The sequence below is a fragment of the Thalassoglobus polymorphus genome (assembly GCF_007744255.1).
GTDB lineage: Bacteria > Planctomycetota > Planctomycetia > Planctomycetales > Planctomycetaceae > Thalassoglobus > Thalassoglobus polymorphus.
On the sequence record NZ_CP036267.1, the window covers coordinates 5,068,167 to 5,088,317 of the forward strand.

The 20,151-nt window shown below is 50.0% G+C and carries 14 protein-coding genes, 2 tRNA genes and 1 rRNA gene; 10 read left to right on the top strand and 7 right to left on the bottom strand.

Annotated elements, in window-relative coordinates; all coding sequences use genetic code 11:
* Window positions 1–122: 122 nt before the first annotated feature.
* Window positions 123–1,070 (top strand): hypothetical protein, encoded by a 948-nt coding sequence (locus Mal48_RS18320; RefSeq protein WP_145202967.1) that lies wholly within the window; start codon window positions 123–125, stop codon window positions 1,068–1,070.
* 98 nt (window positions 1,071–1,168) lie between these two features.
* Here Mal48_RS18320 and rimK read toward each other — a convergent pair whose 3' ends face one another.
* Complete coding sequence (rimK, locus tag Mal48_RS18325) at window positions 1,169–2,074, bottom strand: 30S ribosomal protein S6--L-glutamate ligase (protein WP_145202970.1); 906 nt, start codon at window positions 2,072–2,074, stop codon at window positions 1,169–1,171.
* Window positions 2,075–2,226: 152 nt separating this feature from the next.
* The gene (locus Mal48_RS18330; RefSeq protein ID WP_145202973.1) at window positions 2,227–2,703 is read right to left on the bottom strand and encodes an ATP-dependent zinc protease family protein; all 477 of its coding nucleotides are present in this window, start codon (window positions 2,701–2,703) and stop codon (window positions 2,227–2,229) included.
* Window positions 2,704–3,029: 326 nt separating this feature from the next.
* Here Mal48_RS18330 and Mal48_RS18335 point away from each other — a divergent pair, with 326 nt between their 5' ends.
* A complete protein-coding gene (locus Mal48_RS18335) occupies window positions 3,030–3,761 on the top strand; it encodes an NYN domain-containing protein (protein WP_145202975.1) in 732 nt (243 codons plus the stop codon).
* A 78-nt stretch (window positions 3,762–3,839) separates the two neighbouring features.
* Window positions 3,840–4,562: a Bax inhibitor-1/YccA family protein gene (locus Mal48_RS18340; RefSeq protein ID WP_145202978.1), complete on the top strand. Its 723-nt coding sequence runs from the start codon at window positions 3,840–3,842 to the stop codon at window positions 4,560–4,562.
* 293 nt (window positions 4,563–4,855) lie between these two features.
* Here Mal48_RS18340 and Mal48_RS23375 read toward each other — a convergent pair whose 3' ends face one another.
* From Mal48_RS23375 to Mal48_RS18350, 3 genes are all read right to left on the bottom strand, one after another.
* The gene (locus tag Mal48_RS23375) at window positions 4,856–5,029 is read right to left on the bottom strand and encodes a hypothetical protein (RefSeq protein WP_231739700.1); all 174 of its coding nucleotides are present in this window, start codon (window positions 5,027–5,029) and stop codon (window positions 4,856–4,858) included.
* Window positions 5,030–5,072: 43 nt separating this feature from the next.
* Complete coding sequence (locus tag Mal48_RS18345; protein WP_145202981.1) at window positions 5,073–6,269, bottom strand: ABC transporter permease; 1,197 nt, start codon at window positions 6,267–6,269, stop codon at window positions 5,073–5,075.
* A 344-nt stretch (window positions 6,270–6,613) separates the two neighbouring features.
* The gene (locus tag Mal48_RS18350; protein ID WP_145202984.1) at window positions 6,614–7,714 is read right to left on the bottom strand and encodes a substrate-binding domain-containing protein; all 1,101 of its coding nucleotides are present in this window, start codon (window positions 7,712–7,714) and stop codon (window positions 6,614–6,616) included.
* Between the two features lie 323 nt (window positions 7,715–8,037).
* Here Mal48_RS18350 and Mal48_RS18355 point away from each other — a divergent pair, with 323 nt between their 5' ends.
* From Mal48_RS18355 to Mal48_RS18365, 3 genes are all read left to right on the top strand, one after another.
* Window positions 8,038–8,904 carry an FAD binding domain-containing protein gene (locus tag Mal48_RS18355; protein WP_145206375.1) on the top strand — a complete coding sequence of 289 codons (867 nt, stop codon included), beginning with the start codon at window positions 8,038–8,040 and terminating at the stop codon, window positions 8,902–8,904.
* Between the two features lie 54 nt (window positions 8,905–8,958).
* The gene (locus Mal48_RS18360) at window positions 8,959–9,456 is read left to right on the top strand and encodes a (2Fe-2S)-binding protein (RefSeq protein WP_145202987.1); all 498 of its coding nucleotides are present in this window, start codon (window positions 8,959–8,961) and stop codon (window positions 9,454–9,456) included.
* 172 nt (window positions 9,457–9,628) lie between these two features.
* Window positions 9,629–10,165 carry a hypothetical protein gene (locus Mal48_RS18365; protein WP_145202990.1) on the top strand — a complete coding sequence of 179 codons (537 nt, stop codon included), beginning with the start codon at window positions 9,629–9,631 and terminating at the stop codon, window positions 10,163–10,165.
* Between the two features lie 56 nt (window positions 10,166–10,221).
* On the opposite strand, the gene Mal48_RS18370 is transcribed toward Mal48_RS18365, so the two are convergent.
* Window positions 10,222–14,178: a PVC-type heme-binding CxxCH protein gene (locus tag Mal48_RS18370; protein WP_197441812.1), complete on the bottom strand. Its 3,957-nt coding sequence runs from the start codon at window positions 14,176–14,178 to the stop codon at window positions 10,222–10,224.
* 73 nt (window positions 14,179–14,251) lie between these two features.
* Window positions 14,252–15,250 carry an amidohydrolase family protein gene (locus Mal48_RS18375; RefSeq protein ID WP_145202996.1) on the bottom strand — a complete coding sequence of 333 codons (999 nt, stop codon included), beginning with the start codon at window positions 15,248–15,250 and terminating at the stop codon, window positions 14,252–14,254.
* 173 nt (window positions 15,251–15,423) lie between these two features.
* Between Mal48_RS18375 and Mal48_RS18380 the strand changes: the two genes are divergently transcribed.
* From Mal48_RS18380 to Mal48_RS18395, 4 genes are all read left to right on the top strand, one after another.
* Window positions 15,424–16,290: a radical SAM protein gene (locus tag Mal48_RS18380; RefSeq protein WP_145202999.1), complete on the top strand. Its 867-nt coding sequence runs from the start codon at window positions 15,424–15,426 to the stop codon at window positions 16,288–16,290.
* Between the two features lie 241 nt (window positions 16,291–16,531).
* Window positions 16,532–16,605, top strand: a tRNA-Ile gene (locus tag Mal48_RS18385).
* Between the two features lie 130 nt (window positions 16,606–16,735).
* Window positions 16,736–16,808, top strand: a tRNA-Ala gene (locus tag Mal48_RS18390).
* A 531-nt stretch (window positions 16,809–17,339) separates the two neighbouring features.
* A 23S ribosomal RNA gene (locus Mal48_RS18395) occupies window positions 17,340–20,113 on the top strand.
* The last annotated feature ends 38 nt before the right edge of the window (window positions 20,114–20,151 follow it).

Genomic DNA, 20,151 nt, shown 5'->3' on the forward strand with positions numbered 1-20,151 from the left:
CAAATATGAAATCGATTATTCTCGGTCTCGATAAATTCTTATCCACTGAGTATTCGTACGAAACTAGAGACCTCGCATTCTTCCGAATTCTCTATTGCCTAGTCATATGTACCGGCGTTTCAATGGCAACTTGGATGAAGGATCTTCCTTCATTCATGTTCGCTCCGCCAATATCCCCAGCTGCAATATTTACCGACTTCCCTCCCGACTATGTGTATGATTTCATCAAACTCGGCACACTTGCCACATCCCTTCTGTTACTCGGTGGAATCCTGCCAAAATCCACGTCGATCCTTCTTTCATTTTTGCTATTTGGAATACGTATCTTTGCATACGCCTCAGGAAAAATTAATCACGACATCCTCGTCCCCCTCATACCTGCGGTGCTAGCCTTTTCCAATTGGGGAAACGCGTTCCGAATTCACACGCAGACAGATTTGAGTGAAAAGAAAAAACTGAATGATGGACTACCGGTGGCGATATTCGCATTTCTCACTGCATTTTGGATGGCTACAGCGGGATGGCAGAAAATCACAACAGATTGGCTTAACCTCGGCTACTCGGTTGTTCAAAGCGACTGCTTCAACAACTTCAATGTAACAGGGCGCCGATCAGCCGTTGGACAACTCGCATTGAATTGTTTACGCCCATGGATGTGGGAGTTGCTTGACTGGACTACTGTTGTCTTTGAATTGTCAGGCATTTTCGTAGTTTGGAAACGCTCTGCATTCAGATACTGGCTGTTTGTTGCAACTTTTTTTCACCTAGGAATCGATTTAGTCATGCTCATTCCATACGCTCCTGCGATTATCGCGTATGGTGTTTTTGTTCCATGGCATCAATTGGTAGGTAAATCACGGGTCTTTGAAAAACTGCAAAACCACACCGTCATAATACCGGCAGCTCTAGTCATTACATTTGGGCTCGTAAAGCTTGTCCTACCTTCAATCCCTTTTCTTAACGTCAGCAGATTGATTGTCTGGTCAGCACCGATCATTGCATGTTGTCTTGTCACGCAACATTCTCAAAAAGCGAGTGCCTCAACTGATGACATTCACGTCGATGGATAGGGTTCATTGCAGCTAAATTCGCTACAAAGGAGAGAAACAGGCCAAAGCATTGCGCCTGCCGGCCGATTGAGATGAACAGGCCGCAGGACATTGGGTTTTCACCCTTTGATTCGATCCTTGTTTTGGTTCGGACGGGCCTTTTTTTCCAGAAACTCGATGATCTTTTCGCTGACGTCGATGCCGGTCGACATTTCGATTCCTTCCAGACCGGGAGAGGAATTGACTTCCATGACAACCGGACCGTGATTCGAACGCAGAATATCGACGCCTGCAATTTGCAGCCCCATGGACTTGGCAGCTCGAAGCGCTGTCGCTTTCTCCTCAGGAGTGATCTTCACTTTTTTAGCAATCCCTCCGCGATGCAGATTCGAACGGAAGTCTCCCCCCGATGAAGTCCGCATCATGGATGCCACAACTTTGCCTCCGATGACAATGCAGCGAATGTCACTCCCAGCGGCTTCCTTGATGAACTCCTGAACCAGAATATTCGCGTCGAGACCTCGGAACGCTTCAATCACTGCCTCGGCAGCTTTCCGGGTTTCGGCGAGAATCACACCTGTCCCCTGAGTTCCTTCGACAACCTTGACGACTAACGGTGCGCCGCCAACGCTGTCGATGAGACCTTCGATATCTTTTATCGAGTGTGCAATCCCCGAAACAGGAAGTCCAACACCGTCGCGAGAGAGAATTTGCAGGCAGCGGAGTTTATCTCGTGAACGAGTTATCGCCTGAGATTCATTCGAGCTGTACACGCCCATCATCTCAAATTGCCGCACCACAGCTGTTCCATAGAAGGTGTGAGAGGCACCGATCCTTGGAATAACTGCTTCGATGTCCACAAGCTCGCGACCTGCGAACATGATCGTCGGCCGATGCGATGCGATGTTCATGAAACATCGCAAGTAGTCGATCACCAACATTTCGTGGCCTCGCTTTTCGCCTGCTTCTTTGAGCTTGGCAGTGGAGTAGAGGCTCGATTTCCGTGAAAGTATCGCGATTTTCATTAAGGCTGTAGCTGGACTTCGTCACAACTCTTTTTCTAAATACGTCTAAAACGTCACTCCGTGAAGAAGTGCCGCTCTTGAATTAGGAATTGCACAAGAACATTTTCGATGCTTGTCGTCCCCGTGAAGCACTCATTTCACAAGTTTTCGGCCTATTGCTCTGTTGACTGTTGCTCTTTCTTCGGAATGCGGGAACTGTCGCGATAAGAAGCTCCGGGGTCAACCAAGAATCGTTTTCTCATGGCACGTCGACCAATGAGCATTCGGAAGCCCATTTCGTCACGATTTGCGAGAGTTAACTCGATGGGCCAGACTTCATCAAACAGTGCAATATGAGTCAGAATAACTGGACGAGAGGATTCATGGCCGCTGGAGCTGCGCACCGAGCGATACTCAATCAGAGGAGCTTCTGCCCGAATGGTCTTTTTTGAATTTCGTTGGAACGGGTGAATTTCAAATCGGGCAAAGTCTTGCCCATCGCGGCGGAATCGTTCGATATGGATCGCATGAACAGAAGATGTTGTCGCTCCGGTATCGATTTTGGCTTTGATGGCATCGATGCCGAGCTCAGGCAAGCTGACCCACTCTCGCCAGCCGATGATCTTTTTCTCTCTGCGTTTCTTCTTCATGAACTGTTCCGATGGGGGCAACGACCAATCTCTACTTGAACACTTTCGCGTTCTTCGAGTCTGTGAAGTCTGTTTCTCATCTGATAAATCACTCACATCCACGAGATCCACCACGACATTTTTTCAAAAATGCTCGAGCCGCAAGACGTTCACCCCGGATTCGCACGAACACATCGCGATAAACCGGAGGTCGTGCTCTGGGCTCTGGGCTCTCTCGCTTTTGAACTCCCACGTCGAATGTTCGAGTGATCGCACCTAATTCAATGCTTGCTCGTTATACTGTAGGTTTCTCAGCCAAGTCGAAACAGTCAGTCCCGGTCTGAATAGTGCGAGTTGATTTTATTATCGATGGATACAATTTAATGCATGCCGCTGGGCTTGCACGGGAAAACTACGCTCCAGGTGGATTAGAAAGAAGTCGCAACCGGCTCCTCTCCGTTATTCGACACGGTCTGACTCAAGAGCAGCGAGCTCACACAACAGTCGTTTTTGATGGGCAAGGGACAAAGGGTGGCTTCAGTCCAGAGTTTCAATTCCACGGAATACTGGTCACATTTTCTTCCTCGGGGCAGGAAGCTGACGACCTCATCGAAGAGTTTATCGCAGCTCATTCATTTCCGAAGAATCTCTTTGTCGTCTCTGGAGATCACCGCTTGCACAAAGCGGCCCGGGCTCGCAAAGCACAGGCAATTGACTCAACAGAGTTCTTTGAACAGCTAGTACGGTCAAGAAAGGAGCGATTAGGTCAAACCGGTTCCGAACCAGCTCCAGAACCGGAAAAGCCAACTTTGGGGAACGCGGAAGACTGGCTCGAAGAATTTGGAGATATCGACCTTCAGGAAATCGAAAAAGGAGTCGTCAAAGAGATCCAGCAAGAGAATAAGATCAAGAAGGCCATCGCCGAACGGAAACCCGCACCAGCGACCAAAGCGAAAAAACCTTCTGAACAGAGTGATTCTTCACCACAAACCGAGCAAGGACAACCGGAGCAAAACCGCCCCTTCGATCTGGAATTTTGGGAAAATCGGATTGCAGAACTGGATCAAGAGGGATATTAACTTACAATTGACGGGTTACGTGTCGCTGACATGATTCCAATTTCAACTCCACATCAATAATTAAACCAAGGCATCCTCATGAACTACCCTGCCGATAATTACTCGATGGATTACGGGCAACAGGATCTATTCGTTGCCGACGCAGCTCAAGAAGAACGGGTCACGTTCATTCGCCGAACGTACGCTCACGTCGCTGGAGCTGTCGCTTTCTTCGTTGTCCTGCTGTCCATCATCCTCAACACTCCCAGCATCGTTCAGCCATTAACCAACTTGATGCTGGGCAACTGGTGGATCGTCCTGATTGTGTTTTTCATCGCCAGCACCGCAGCTCATAGAATGGCGGCAACCGGAGCCAATCCAGGATTGCAATACGCCGGACTCGCGTTCTATGCCCTCGCCCAAGCGGTGATCTTTGCTCCGTTTCTGTACCTCATCCAGAGGCAAATGGGCGGTGACGTGATCATGCAGTCCGCGATCTTCACATTGATGATCTTCGGCGGTTTGACAACTTTCGTTTTAGTGACCAAGAGTGATTTTTCCTTCATGCGAAACATTCTCGTCATGGGCGGTTTCGCAGCGATGGCATTAATTGTCGTCTCACTGTTCACATCAATCACCTTGGGAACTTGGTTCTCTGGAGCGATGATCTTGCTGATGTCTGGATTCATTCTCTGGGAAACATCCAACGTGCTGCATCACTATCGTACTGATCAATACGTGGCTGCTTCACTGGCGATCTTCTCGTCACTGGCAACACTTTTCTGGTACGTCCTGAGATTCACCGCTGCATTCAACGACTAAATCGGCCAGCGCGAGCCTGAGTATTCTCAACGACGTTGTCTCAAATGAGACAGCGTCGTTTTTTCATGAAAGAACTGCGTTGTCCTGATCAGGATGTGGTTGTGAGGCACTCAATCTTGCCAAGTGAGCAAGTGAGCAAGTGAGCAAGTGATGACAACCACTTTTTCACTTTGCCGTCGATTCAAATTCATGTCCCCAGTCGAAGTAAACTGCTGCGATGTGACTTCGACTGTGTGTGATCCAGTTGAAAAGGGGCGTTCATCTTGAATCATAACTCACCAAATCTGAAAAGCCTAAAAATCGGAAATGGCTTCACCGCCATCAGGAGTGCTGATCGCTTTCAAGACCTCGGGTGAGACGCTCGGACTAGTCAGTTTGACGCTCCCATCAGCAAAGAGCAGGACTGCCATTTCACCGTGGCTGTACCCAAACTGATCTAATCGGCTCAATAATGAATAACGGTCCAAGCTCTGACGCATCCAGCAGACGCGATTGCAAAGCAAAATTTGTTCACGCGACTTTCGGCCGTCCCTTGACCCGCTCCCAAGTTGCGCGAGATGCCAGGACAGCAAAGGTCACTGCACCGACAAGAAGCCCCATGAACAATGGATTCGTTGTTGTTGTCACCCCATAAAGTACACCAGCGATGAGAGAAAGAATGATGACATTCGTGATGCCGAGCCAGCCGGGGAAGAACTCTTTTCGTTTACCCGCTCCAAAATTAATCGTATTCAGAGCCACCGCCAGAATGACGAGAACTCCGACAACCAAGCCTTCGAGCTTATCGGAATTCGACGAAGCCAGCTTTTGAACTGAATCGACGACCAGCCTCAGGAACAGAGTCCCGAGTATCACCCCTTGAACAGTGCCAAGCCCACCCATCAGGCTGCAACCGCCGACGACAGCAGCTGCAATCGCGTTGAGTTCATAACCTAAACCGGCATTTGAGGCGCCCACGGAGCCAAGATACGAGGCATATAAAATTCCGGAGATCGCTGCCGTCACACTTCCCAGGCAATAGGCAAGCCATTTAAGACGTTCAGTCCGAATGCCAGAAAGTTTGGCAGCCGTTTCATTGCCTCCCATGGCATACAAATGACGCCCCACAACTGTTTTATTCATCAGCACCCAAAAGAACACTGCAAAGACAAGCCACAACACCACGGGTATCCACCACGCTTCGGACCCCACTGAAAGTAGGGTCTCATCATTGACTGTAATCTGTTCGCTACCAGTCATTTTCTCCGAGAGCAGTCGTGCCAGACTCCGCAAACCGACCAGTGATGCCAACGTGGCGACGAACGGAGGGAGCTCGATCACGGTGATCAGCCAGGCGTGAAACGTTCCTATCAAAACTGCGCAAGCAAGCGTTACCAGCGCAGAGACGACCAGAATCCAGGTCGCGACGTCTCCTGTCATCGGCTGCCCCCGTTCTGTTTTTGGAACGAGTAAAATAATCAGACCGAAGAAGATTGTCCCGCTGAACGCAATGACCGATCCACTCGAAAGGTCGATCCCACCGGCGATGATCACAATGGCCGCCCCGAACGCGAAGATGCCAAGCATCGAAGCATCCCTGAGAATGGACTGTGCGTTCTCGATCGGCTTTTCACGATAAGATGAGCTGAGTGATGTCGTCACAAACATCACCGCAAAAATGGCGACGACCAACCCAATTTCGTTCCGGTATTTTCTTAGAAATTCCATAGACCAGTACTACTCGCGCGGCCTAAAGACCGCAACCGCCTAGAATGAAACTGTTTAGAGCATTTCCAATGCTTCTCGTGCCCGTGAAGTTCACTTTTATGACTTCGTAGACTGCTCGCCACGAGGCAGAACGCAAAGACCAATATGAGATTTACTTTAGCCGGCCACCTGGAGCCGATTTGAAAATGATCTCTGCGACCTGTCTCATGGAAATGAGTGATCCTCGACATACCTCAACGTCAAAAGCATTCTAAACGGTCACTGAAATCACGAAGGTGTCCCAGAGTGTCCAGACCACCACGCTTTTGATGTCGTGGATATCCCCCACTCGCCGTACAACATTCTTACGAGCTCACCAAAGACCGATCTTCCAACCAGGCTTTGAATTCTTCGTAGGTCATAAAGACGGTTTCCTTTGCGAAAATTTCTTTTTTGACCGGACTTCCATCGGGGACAACGACTCGCAACTCAGTTTTGAAGAGATCATTTTCCCCTTCTTGAGCGTAGTCGGGGTAATACTCATCAATCGTAAGCTGATCGCCTTCAACCATCGCGAGCAGCAATTTTACACTTTCATATCCGATCTGATACGGATTCTGAACAACCATCACATCAACGTCGCCTTCACCCATCGCTTTGATACTGGCTTCGGCGGCATCGAAGCAGGCGACATCCACTTTGTCAGTCAAATTCCGGTCTTTCACCACTTGCACGATTTGGGGAGTGTTATAAGCCCAGATGCCAACCAGCATGTTCAAGTCGGCGTTTCGATCGAGAGCACCTTCGACGTTTTCGCGTGCTTTCTTTTTATCAGCACCATCCGCGAGTCGCTCCATTTCCTCGCCCGACTTCCCCATCCCTTCGACAAAACCATCCATGCGGGCAACCGCATTAGCTGAACTGGTTGACCCGACGAAGAAGCTGTACTTCGCACCTTCTCCATGAATCGCTTTTGCAGCACGACCGAGCTCACGTCCACCGACGATGTTGTCGGTGCCAAGATACGCAAACCGGGCGTCACGAAACTGTTCCCGATCGATGTCGCCGTCAAAGCAAATGACTTTGACCCCTTTGTCGCGAAGCTTCTTCATCTCGCGGGCAATCGCTGCACTTTCGGGGTTATAAACAGAAATTCCAACGGCAACGATGTCGGACTTCAGATTGTACTGTTTGAGTTTGTCGAGTTGTGCCTTGTCGGTGAAGTCTCCCCGCTCAAACGAAAGAACATATCCCTGTCCCTCCAGATCCAGTTCTTTTTCGGCGGTCACTGCTCCCGCTTCACAAGTATCCCAAAATGGATCGGGACCATTGGTAAGCAGGACGATCCGCTTCTTCCCTCCGTTTGCCCCTGGACCTGCTTCAGGTGTTTCACCTGGGCATCCCATGAAGGAAAGAGTGAGAAGTCCGGAAAACATAAAGAGAAACGACCGGCGAAGTGGGTCCATTTGTGCATCCTAAATAGCTGTGATGAGTTCACTCGTGATTACCCAGAATTAAAACGCCCCTGCGGGTTGGTGCGAATCCCAGATAGAAACGTTTGCAGTTAAGAATATGAAATCGCGAAGAGTTCGAATCGATACCGACTGATTTAGGATTTGAAGATAAAAGCTGACAGATCACAAGTCAACGAGTGAGGATTTGGTGATTTCATCGCATCGGTCAGCCCGCAGTGGGATTGAACTTTCCAAGTCGATTGGAAAACCGGCCTGAAAAAGTTATCGTCTAAACATTCGTATCAATGAATTCAGAGAAGTGGTCACAACCAGCTATGCGCGACTTTGAATATGAATCACCTGATTCACTCGACGGGGCCATTCAACTCCTCAATCACCCACAGTCAAAACCCCTTGCCGGCGGAACCGATCTGATTGATCATCTCCGAACCGGGAGGGTGGTCGCCGATGTTGTGGTCGATATCAAAAAAATCCCGGAACTCAATGTTTTGGAATTTTCCGAGAACGGCTTGCGGTTAGGCGCTGCAGTTTGCTGCCATGATATTTGTGCCAATGCAGACATACAGGCCAATTACCCGGCTCTAAAAGATGTTTGCTCGATCATTGGCGGAATCCAAATCCAATCGCGAGCCAGTGTTGGCGGAAACTTATGTAATTCCGGGGCGGCGGCCGACTCGACTCCAGCACTCATTGCACTCGGCGGCGTCTGTCATCTCGCAGGGCCAGATGGAGAGCGGCAGGTTCCTGTTGAAGATTTCTGCACAGGTCCGAGCCAGAACATTTTAAAGCAGGGCGAATTACTGAAGGAAATTCGCTTCCCATTACCGCAAGGCAAATCGAGCAGCCATTACCGACGCTTCATCCCTCGATATGAAATGGACATCGCAGTTGTCGGCGTTGGAGCAAGCGTTGAACTGGACGATTCAGGGAAAACAATCACATCGGCTCGAGTCGGCCTAGGAGCCGTTGCAGCGAGTCCATTTCTCGCAGAAAAAGTCAATGAGTTTCTTGCCGGGAAAGAGCCGACTGAAGAAACCTTCACCGAAGCGGGCAACATCGCACGCAGCCTGATTTCACCGATCGATGATCACCGTGGCACCAGAGAATTCCGGTTGCACGTCACTGGAGTCCTAGTCAAACGGGTCTTAACCGAAGCCGCCACCCGCGCACTTAGCAAGTAATTTCGCCCCTCCGTCAGAGATTCGTACAACCGAGAGAGATTGAAAGTTCACACCATGGCAGCACAACGCGTTGTGACGACCAATATCAATGGAACTCAAAAGTCATTCCTTTGCGAACCCCGCCAAACATTACTGGAAGTCCTTCGCGACAATCTCGATTTAACGGGAACCAAAGAAGGTTGTAGCAACGGAAACTGCGGAGCCTGTACGGTTCTACTCGATGGGAAACCTGTCACAAGTTGTCTCGTTCTGGCTGTCGAATGTGAAGGTGCCGAAATCGAGACAATCGAAGGAGTCGCCACGAAAGACGGCTTGGCTCCAGTGCAAGACGCCTTCCTCGAAAACGCAGCTTTGCAATGCGGGGTCTGCACTCCCGGATTCATCATGTCGACCAAAGCAATGCTTCGAGAGAATCCGAATCCGACCGAAGAAGAGATTCGCTTCTACCTCGCCGGGAACCTTTGCCGGTGCACCGGGTACGACAAGATCATCGATGCCGTTCAGGATGCCGCTCAACGCCAGTGCGGAACAGCCTGTTCAAACGAAACATAGTCAAGATGTTGGCCTGGCCCCTAACCCGTTTCGCCGTTCATTCATCACAGTGCGATGCGAAGGGCCATTGAATTCGACTGCAACAACTCACAACAGAAATCTGTTCGCTATCTCACTGACCCGTCTCGTTTGTTTGCGATAACATATACATTACGCAAACAGAATGTGACGTATGCCCCAAACCCGCTACCACTCTCTGATCTACATTACGCTTCTGGCAATCGCCTGGGGTGGAGCGGTCCTCTTTGTACTCAGCTTCAAAGACATTCAAGGTGACTGGGACCATGCAGCCTGTGGAGTCTGGGGTTGCTCACCGCCACTCGCTGCGGTTGGAGTGTGCCAGGCAATCTGGGGGCTGATTCTCTTCCCTGTCATCCTATGGGTGAATCGAGTTTATCCACAACGAATCGCACGAATCACCGCGAACACATTTGTCGGTGTCGGACTTCTCGCATCGCTTGTGATCGTGATCTACGAAATCTTTCATTGGTTGCTCTTCGTACAACCGGAGCATCGAATTTACTTCGGCCACCGAATTGCACTGGCAACGCTGACACAAGTCGAGTTCCCGGTTGTCATGCTGTTGATTTCCGGATTGGTGTTGCGAGTAGCTTCAGCGATTAAATCGAGCCCGACGCCGCCCGCCGGGCACTTGAAGCACCCGGCAGGACAAGCTCGAACTATTATTAGAACTGATCCTGAAACTTAAAATTGCTCTCTCAAATATTGAGAAAAGCGGTTGTTTCAGAGGTTCTCGGACTGGTTCTACTGAATCGACATTAAGTACGCGATCAGATCAGCGAACATCGGGACAGTAATCTCCTTCTCCAACCCTTCGGGCATAATCGAAAGCCCAGAGCTGCGCATCTCTTCGATGTCGCTTCTCAACAGGGTGTCGGTCTTCTTCTCGGCTCGGAGTAACGTCACAGATGTTGCTGTCTCGTCGCTAATCATCCCGGTGTGTGTTTTCCCGGATTGCATGAGCACAAGGTAGTTCACGTACTGCGGGTTCACTTCGCGATTCGGATCCAACACGTTGAGCAAAATTGTATCGGCTCCACGATTCTGAATGGTCGCCAGGTTCGGTCCGATCTCGGTCCCTTCTTCATTCAGACGATGGCACGTTGCACAATTCTTCAGGAAGACCTGTCGACCACGCCCCGGATTTCCACTGAGGCTCAGAGCTTCGCGATACTTCTCAATCACCGCTGTTCTCGTTGGTCGACTCGAATTCTTCAGAAGTTTATCGACGCGTGCTTTCAGCTTGGCATCTTTCGATTTCTGAAGGGCCTGTAAACGAACCAGACTGAGATCAGTGATTTTCAAATCTCCATCTTCAACAGCTGACAACAAGACGTCCGTTCCTTGTGAACGACCAAAGAGAGCCTCTTCAGCTTCCAGACGAATTGCAGGGCTCAGACCGGCCCAATTGCTAACCAGCTCTTCTGAAAGCTTCTTGAAGTCCACAGCCGTCAAGGTGTTGATCGCAGCAGACTGAACTTGCTGCGGGACCGTATTGACCAACAATGCAAGCAACTTCTGGCTATCCCCTTCATCTTTGGAGAGTTTCAGATTATCAATCGCTTGAACACGAGCAGCTGACGACGCCTTCGCATCGAAGGCGACCGCACGAGAACCGACGACCACATCCTCGATAACCTGCTTCAAATCCCCCGAGTCCAATTGAGAACGAAGAGCCGGCTTGCGCTGAAGCGCAGCTGTCACAAAATTCGCTTTGAGCGAAGTTTGACTGTCAGGTAACCCAGAGATCTTTTTCAAAGATGTGACGACCAGTTCATTCGAACTCTGAGTGGCGAGTTGCTCGAACACGCCAACAAGAACAGAGCCTGAAACGGGCTTGTCTCTCGAGATCAGATCGAAGAAGACGGTCTCAATCCCCTCATTGAGTGAACTCATGGCTGCAATGAACACCCACCGGTCTGTGCCATCTTTCGCGAGCAACTCCGCAAGAATTTCCGCACGGGGCTCGACTGCAAGGGCTCCACTTGTGTAAGCGAGTTCGTAACGGACACGGGCATCAGGATCGTTTTTCAAAGCAACAAAAAGCTCAGACAACTGGCGTACATCGGGGTGATGTTTGGCGAGACGAACAGCGACTTCCCGAACTCTTGGATGTTGATCTTTCAACGCCCCCGCGAGTGTCTCTACGGGGAGTTTGCCTAAGCTCTGCAGAAGAGACAGAGCATGAACTTTCCCGTATGGTGTTTTTGCAGTTGAGGCCAACTTGATGATCGCGGCTGTCGCTGCAGGATCTTTTCGCTCAAAGAGGAGACGACTGGCGGTGTCGCGATGCCAGGAGTTCGTGTGGTCGAGATATTCCACGAGTGCAATAGTCGACATCTGCCCTAAATTCGCTGAGCGTGCCTTCACTCCGCCTTCCGGAACCACTCGATATAAACGCCCTCGGTCACGACCACTTGTGAGATCAAGATGTCGTTTAATCTCGGGCGGTAGACTTTTCGGATGCTCAATCGTTTCCCGATACATATCGAGGACATGCAGACAACCATCAGGAGCGTTGGCATATTGAACTGGACGGAACCAAACGTCGGTCGAGCGAAGAAACTCGCGGTTTTCATCAATCCGGGAGGCGACAAAAGTAGCCCCTTTCGGAGTCAGTTTTTTGCGGTGAACAATGTTACTTCCAACATCACCAACGAACACGGTCCCCTTGGCATCTTCTCCGTATGCATCTCCGCGATAAAGCGTAATTCCTGTTGCACCAGTGAAGTACCCAGCTGGCCTTCCGCCACCTTCAACCACTCCCTTGACCTGTTTCGAAACACGCAGACGAGTCCGCACGATTCGCCAAGGCTCAACTTGACTGGTTCGAAATACTGGAGCCTGTGCACCATCGTCAGCGATGCGAGTACGTGGCCCGGGAGCCTTGAAAGCTGGGTTTCGTGCAATGTCCAAGTCGTCGTACATCACCATTTGAGCATGGTCACTATTCGAGCAGACGAACTTGCGGCCCCAGTCATCGAAGGACATTCCGTGCTGAGCTCCTCCACTCTCCGCACGCAAATCAAGTTTGATTGGATCAAACGAAAAGTCACGTCCACGCAAGTTGACACCGGGATCGTTTTTATCACCGACCCGCTTCACCAGACCTCCCGAAGAACTGGTCGCACCATGAATACGGTTGTCCATCCCCCAGCGGAAACTGTTCACAAGTCCCTGAACGTTTGTCCGTTGAAAACCAGTAAAGACAACTTTTCTCTCGTCCGCTTTCCCGTCCGCATTGGTATCACGAAGGAAATAGACATCAGGAGCAGCACCGACGAACACACCACCTTGCGAACAGATAATCGCTGTCGGCCAGGAAAGGTTATCTGCAAACACAACACTCTTGTCGAACTTACCATCACCATCAGTGTCAGTCAGCAGGCGGACCTGCCCCAAGCTTTCGGTATCCTGCTCGGAGTAGTCTTTCATCTCGACAACATACAAACGACCGTTTTCGTCGAACGACATTGCCACTGGGTCGGTGACCATTGGCTCAGAGGCAGTTTGTTCAATTTTGAAACCGGGAACCAAGTCAAATGTCTTCATCGCTTCGGCAGGTGACTTCCCGGCAATGCGAGGCAATTCGGCAGCGAAGTCCAACGTCTGACGCGGCGTATGGCCTAAGGCCTTATCGATGAACTCGTAAGCTTGTTCACGAGTTTCTGTCGGAAAATCATGATCACAATCTGGATAGACAACTTTCAGGTTGTCTGTCGCATCGAAGAGTGAATAGACCCCCAAAGCGCGAGGAATCGCCTTCTTCACCCCATTGATTTCGAAGTTACTATCTTCCTTCGGAGAACTCGAAAAGAACGCCCGTGGAGCAAGTGAAGCGACCACTTCATAGAAGTCGAACGGAACTTTGTCGGGATCGAGGCCGTACTTCTCTTGCAGCAATGGCATGTAACGATTGCTCGTCCAGCCCTTAATGTTTCCTTCGTAATAATCGTGAAACGGTGTCCAACCGCAACTCGTCACAACCACATCAATCCGGTCGTCAAACGCTCCCACAAACATCGCATTGTGACCACCGAGTGAATGCCCGATGACTCCAATTCTTTCCGGATCAACACTGGCAGTCGCTTCCAGGAGATCGACACACCGCATGTGGTTGAAGATCCCTTTCATCGTCCCCGAAACGTAGTCATCCGATTCAAAATCGTAATCTTTATAGTCACCGAAAGATGGATAATCTGGCGCGACAACAACATATCCACGCTGTGCGAGCTCAACAGCATACTGCCGATTTGGTCGAGGGCCATCGCCAGCGACGATGCGTTTCCCCTGAGCGCCGGTCGGATGCAAAGCAATCACTCCGGGAACTTTCTTTCCTTCCGGGAGTGGATCCGGGTAATAGATATCCGCGGGGACCCGGTCATTTTTGTCAGCTGCAAAGGTGACAGTCGTACGCCGATAACCATCGCCCTGCGTTCGCTCGACAGCCTCGATCGCTAACGGAACAAGATTTGAGCGATCAGGCAGCGGCCCCATCGCCTCCTCCATCCCTGCGATAATCTGCTTCCGACGCTTTTCCCAATCAGACTTCGTTTTGACAGGTTGTCGAGTACCCGCCTCATCGAGATAATAGGTCAGGTCCGAGTGATCCACTTTGGAAGTCGCTGCATCCTGAGCATGTCCCTGCAGGCAGAAAACACTGCAGCTGAGTATGAAAACAGAAGTAAAAAATTTCATCATTGGCCTTTTGAATTGACAATCAAAGCTTGGCTGACACTCTTCGAATTTGTCGTTAAAACGTTGAAAAATCATGCTATGCCCCTTCAAGGGCACGCATCGCGTTGTTGTAGAAAATATTCTCACGAATCTTCGGATCGGTAACAATTCGACTCACAAAATCTTGCAGTTGTGTGCTGTAACAGACACCCTTGAAGTTCCCTCCTTGACCATCACGACAAGGACAGTCACTCCCGAAGAGCAGTTGATTCGGATGTCTTTCGATGAAACCAGCTGTGAATTCCTCGTCGCGACTTAAAGCACCAAAGCCGGAACCGGCAGACATGTCCGCGTACAAATTGGGATACTCAGACATTAGCCGATCAAGCAACCCACCAGGCTTCACCGGCCCCTTCGGATAAAGAGTTTTCTCAGCCGGCGGGACATCCGCACTAATATTGGCCCACCATGTTTGGGCGTGCCCAATGATGCGGACTTTCTTGTAGCGTTTGAGGTACGTTTCAAGATGCTCAGCCAATCCCTGATTGTACCCTTTCGCCCCATCCTGAAAATGAATCGTAATGGGCCAGTTGGCTTCGTCGCAAAATGCAATCACCGCTTCAACGCGAGGATCGTTCAAAGGAACGTGCTCCTTCTGCTCACCAATTCCTCGACACCCCAGCTTACGATATGCCTGCAAACGTTCGAGGCAGTCCGGTTTGCGAATATCCGTCTGGCAGAACGGAATGATCCGCTCGGGATACTGATGATAAGCATGCAACACCGTTTCCGACCGGAGCAGCACACCCCCTTCGCCTGTCTCGAGAGGGAGAATAAATGCCTTCTCTGTTCCCGTCGCATCCATATGCCGAATCGTATCTTCAATCGACCGGTCAATATGATTGATATGCAAATGACAATCGAGCAACTTCCGTGGCCTTAAGCTCTCCGACTTGACAGGCTCTTTCGCTACCCCAGTTGAAACGAACCCCGAAGGAGCAAACATTGTCGATAACACAGAGAGACCCGCGCAAGAAAAAGAGGCACCTGCAACCGAGAGAAAATCTCGCCGGGAAGGTTGGAAGTCATGACTCATGCAGTTCTCCAGGAAGGAGGAGGGGAGGGAGGTTCATCAACCAAAATGAGTATGAATTGTCCCGTCAAAGAACTCAACCTGTGAGCCAGATTTTCTATGGCATCTGCAGTCTGTTATTATTCACGTCGACGAAAGCCTTCGATGGCCAAGCGATCTCACCTTGAAAGAATCCCATGTCCAATGAGCGAAACCTGAAGCAACATCGCTTTCACCCCAGACAATACGAGTCAAACCGGTTCGTCTACCCTGTTCTTTCCAGACGCAGCCAAGGTATTTCCATCGGTGTGAACCTCAATCCGGACAAAGTGTGCAACTTTGACTGTATATACTGTCAGGTTGACCGGACGAGTGTGGCAACAACAAAGTTTGTCGAGATGGACCAACTTCTCGCTGAACTGGACCACATGCTCAGCATTGTTGCATCGGGAGAAATTTTCACCGACCCAAAATTCTCCACAATCCCCGAAAACCTCCAGAGACTGAACGACGTCGCCTTTTCAGGAGACGGAGAACCAACAACATACCGAAACTTTGACGACATCATGCAACGAGTCGCTGAACTAAAAGCGAAGCACGAGTTAAAGAACGTCAAAATGGTCCTCATCACCAACGCAAGCATGTTCCATCGGGACGCTGTCAGACGTGGCCTGAAAATCCTGGACCAAAACAACGGAGAGGTTTGGGCGAAACTGGAAGCTGGGACTGAAGAATATTTTCAGCTTGTCGACCGAACGAAAATCCCTTTCCAACGAATCCTGGACAACATCACTCAGGCCTCACAGGAAAGATCACTCGTGATTCAAAGCTTATTCATGAAAATAAACGGGGAATCCCCACCAGAAGCTGAAATCAAGGAGTTCTTAAACCGTCTCAATGAAATTCAGGCTGCGGGTGGAAAACTCAAATTAGTACAGGTCTACACAGTTTCCAGACAACCCGCTGAAAGCTTCGTTTCTCCCCTCAAAGACGAGGAAGTCGACAACATCACACGACGAGTACGTGATGAAACGGGAATCGATGCCGAATCATTCTACTCGTGAAGAATGAATTAAGATCGTTAACAATCCCCATAACGCAGAGACAGACCAGACAAACGAAAGTGAAAAGAGCAGGAAAGCCGAGACCGCAAGCATAAACGAAAAGGCGAACCTTGTTGATTTTGACGATGTCTCGATCAAAAGGAGTGAATGCTGCAAAAGTCTGTACAAATTTTGAGGGTGTTCGGTTGGCGCGGCAATTCTTCGCCGATATCATCCCTTTTCCTCGCCACTTGGCGAAGTAGGGCGTGTAGCTCAGTTGGTTAGAGTGCAGCTCTGATAAAGCTGAGGTCCCAGGTTCGAATCCTGGCACGCCCACTTACTTACAGAGAGTACTTGCCAGACAGTGAAAAGGTCACAACTTGGCAAAATGGACAAGCAAAAGTTTTTTTAACGCGATTGCTTGTAACGGTTTGCAGGAACAACTATTGTTCGCAAAACCACTCCCGGGGACGTAGCTCAATTGGGAGAGCACCGGCTTTGCAAGCCGGGGGTTGTCGGTTCGAGCCCGATCGTCTCCATTAGATTCGAAGACCACAATAAAAAACTTTGTAACTTCACATTTCAGATCGTGTTTACTACAATCATCGATCGCCGTTTTGGGGAAGCCCAGCGACACAAAACGGAAAGCAAAGAGCGAAAAGAAAAGTTTTAAAAAACACTTCCCAGTGGCTTGACTAAAACTTTCCCTCCTCTTAACATCCCGCCCCGCCAACAAGCGGAGCAGCGAACTTCAAGAGACAAACATTTCCATAAGTGCTTATCTCTCGCAAGTTTGCGAGTTGCACCTAGAAGTGCAAAACAGGCTTTTCACCTACGGTGAAAGCAACTTGATCTTTGATAATCTGGCAACAAGACGCGTGGCATCTGTCACGAGAAACTGATCCTTCCTAGCCGGTTGGAAAAGCAACTCGTGACGCAAAAGATTTTAGAGCTCTTAGAATTACACGTTTTTACGGTGTCATCGAAAGATGATAATCATTGTTTGGCACTGCAGTTTTGCAATCGCCTTGCATTCAACTTGAATGCGTGTGCGTGATCGAAACTAAAGTGGTCAAGCTACTAAGGGCACATGGGGGATGTCTTGGCGTTGGTAGGCGATGAAAGGCGTGGAAGGCTGCGAAAAGCCTGGGGGAGCTGTCAAACAAGCGTTGATCCCGGGATTCCTGAATTAACCCGAAAGGGTGGCGAACGTGGGGAACTGAAACATCTAAGTACCCACAGGAAAAGAAAGAAAACTCGACTCCCTGAGTAGTGGCGAGCGAAAAGGGATTAGCCCAAACTGCATGTTACGGCATGCGGGGTTGTAGGACTGACAATATGTATTGCGAATCGCTAGAAGAATCTGTTGGAACACAGAACGAAACAGGGTGAGAGTCCCGTATTCGAAAGCGTGAAGCTGCTAGTCAGCACCTGAGTAGGACCGGTCACGTGGAACCCGGTCTGAATCTGCGAGGCCCATCTCGCAAGGCTAAATACTAACCAACGACCGATAGTAAAAAGTAGCGCGAGCGAAAGATGAAAAGAACCCCTTCTAGGGGAGGGAAAGAACCTGAAACCATGTGCCTACAAGCTGTCGGAGCACTGTGTTCCTCGGAACCGTGTGACGGCGTGCCTTTTGCATAATGATCCGGCGAGTTATTGTCATTGGCTGGTTAAGACCTTACGGGTCGGAGCCTAAGGGAAACCGAGTCTGAATAGGGCGATTTTGTCAGTGGCGATAGACGCGAATCCTAGTGAACTACCCATGAGCAGGTTGAAGCGCGGGTAAGACTGCGTGGAGGACCGAACCCACCTATGTTGAAAAATGGGGGGATGACTTGTGGGGAGGAGTAAAAGTCTCATCAAACTAGGGGATAGCTCGTTCTCTCCGAAATAACTTTAGGGTTAGCCTCAAGTTACTACGTATTGGGGGTAGAGAGACTGATTTCGGATGGGGCCCCTCCCGGGGTACCCACTGTAACCAAACTCCGAATACCAATACGCTTATCTTGGGAGTTAGTCCGCGGGGGATAAGCTCCGCGGTCGAGAGGGAAACAACCCAGACCACCTGCTAAGGTCCCGAAGCTTTACTGAGTCAAAAAGGATGTTTGAGTGCTATGACAGTCGGGATGTTGGCTTAGAAGCAGCCATCATTTAAAAAGTGCGTAATAGCTTACCGATCGAGCATTCATGCACCGATAATGAACGGGAGTAAGTAAAGCACCGAAGCAGTGGATTCGTCTTCTTCGGAAGACGCAATGGTAGGAGAGCGTTCCAGTACAGCAAGCGGTACCGCAAGGAGCCGTGTCGGGTACTGGAAGTGATTATGCCGGAATGAGTAACGATAAGGCAGGTGAGAATCCTGCCCACCGTAAGCCTAAGGTTTCCTGGGGAAGGTAAATCCGCCCAGGGTTAGCCGGTCCCTTAGTCAAGCCCGAAAGGGGTAGACGATGGACAGCAGGTTAATATTCCTGCGCCGCAGTATGGAGGACGTTATTATGAAGATGATCGGACTGTTAGATTAGTCCGTGCCGCAAGGCCGAGTCCTTGATGATGAAGTCATTGAATTAGTAACCGAGAAAAGCCCATACACTAAACGCGACCGTACTAAAACTGACACAGGTAGGCGAGGCGAGTAGCCTAAGGTGCTCGGGAAAACGCTGGTTAAGGAACTCGGCAAAATTGCCCCGTAACTTCGGGATAAGGGGTGCCTACTTCGGTAGGTCACAGCAAAGCGGTATCGGCGACTGTTTACTAAAAACACAGGACTCTGCGAACTCGTAAGAGGATGTATAGAGTCTGACGCCTGCTCGGTGCCGGTAAGTTAAGGAAGGGGGTTCACGCCCACAACCGAAGCTCCGGTAAACGGCGGCCCTAACTATGAGGGTCCTAAGGTAGCGAAGTTCCTTGTCGGGTAAGTTCCGACCTGCATGAATGGCGTAACGACTGATACACTGTCTCAACCAGCGACCCGGTGAAATTGTAGCCGTGGTGAAGATGCCACGTACCCGCAGCGTGACGGAAAGACCCTATGAACCTTTACTGTAGGCTGGTATTGGTATTAGATACATTTTGTGTAGGATAGGTGGGAGGCTGAGACTAGGAGTCGCCAGATTTCTAGGAGCCGTTGGTGAAATACCACCCTGAATTTATTTGATATCTAACTCCATCAACAAAATGGTGGACAGTGCCAGTTGGGCAGTTTGACTGGGGCGGTCTCCTCCTAAAGAGTAACGGAGGAGCTCAAAGGTACCCTCAGCCTGGTCAGCAATCAGGCGTAGAGCGTAAACGTAGAAGGGTGCTTGACTGCGAGATTGATGAATCGAGCAGAGACGAAAGTCGGAGTTAGTGATCCGGCGGTTCCGAATGGAAGGGCCGTCGCTCAACAGATAAAAGGTACTCTGGGGATAACAGGCTGATCACACCCGAGCGTCCATAGCGGCGGTGTGGTTTGGCACCTCGATGTCGGCTCATCACATCCTGGGGGTGAAGAAGCTCCCAAGGGTTCGGCTGTTCGCCGATTAAAGTGGTACGCGAGCTGGGTTTAAACCGTCGTGAGACAGGTTGGTCCCTATCTGCTGTGGGCGTATGAAATTTGAGGGATTTTCTCTTTAGTACGAGAGGATTTAGAGGGACGTACCTCTGGTGTTCCTGTTGTTTCGCTAGAAGCAGCGCAGGGTAGCTATGTACGGTTCGGATAAGTGCTGAAAGCATATAAGCGCGAAGCCAGTCCCAAGATAAGATTTCGATGAGTCCCCTGGAAGACTACCAGGTTGATAGGCTGGCTGTGTAAGGTAGGTAACTATCTCAGCTGACCAGTACTAACGGACAAATGCTTGACCATTTTAGTTTCTATCATGCAGAAACCGGTCAACGAAACAA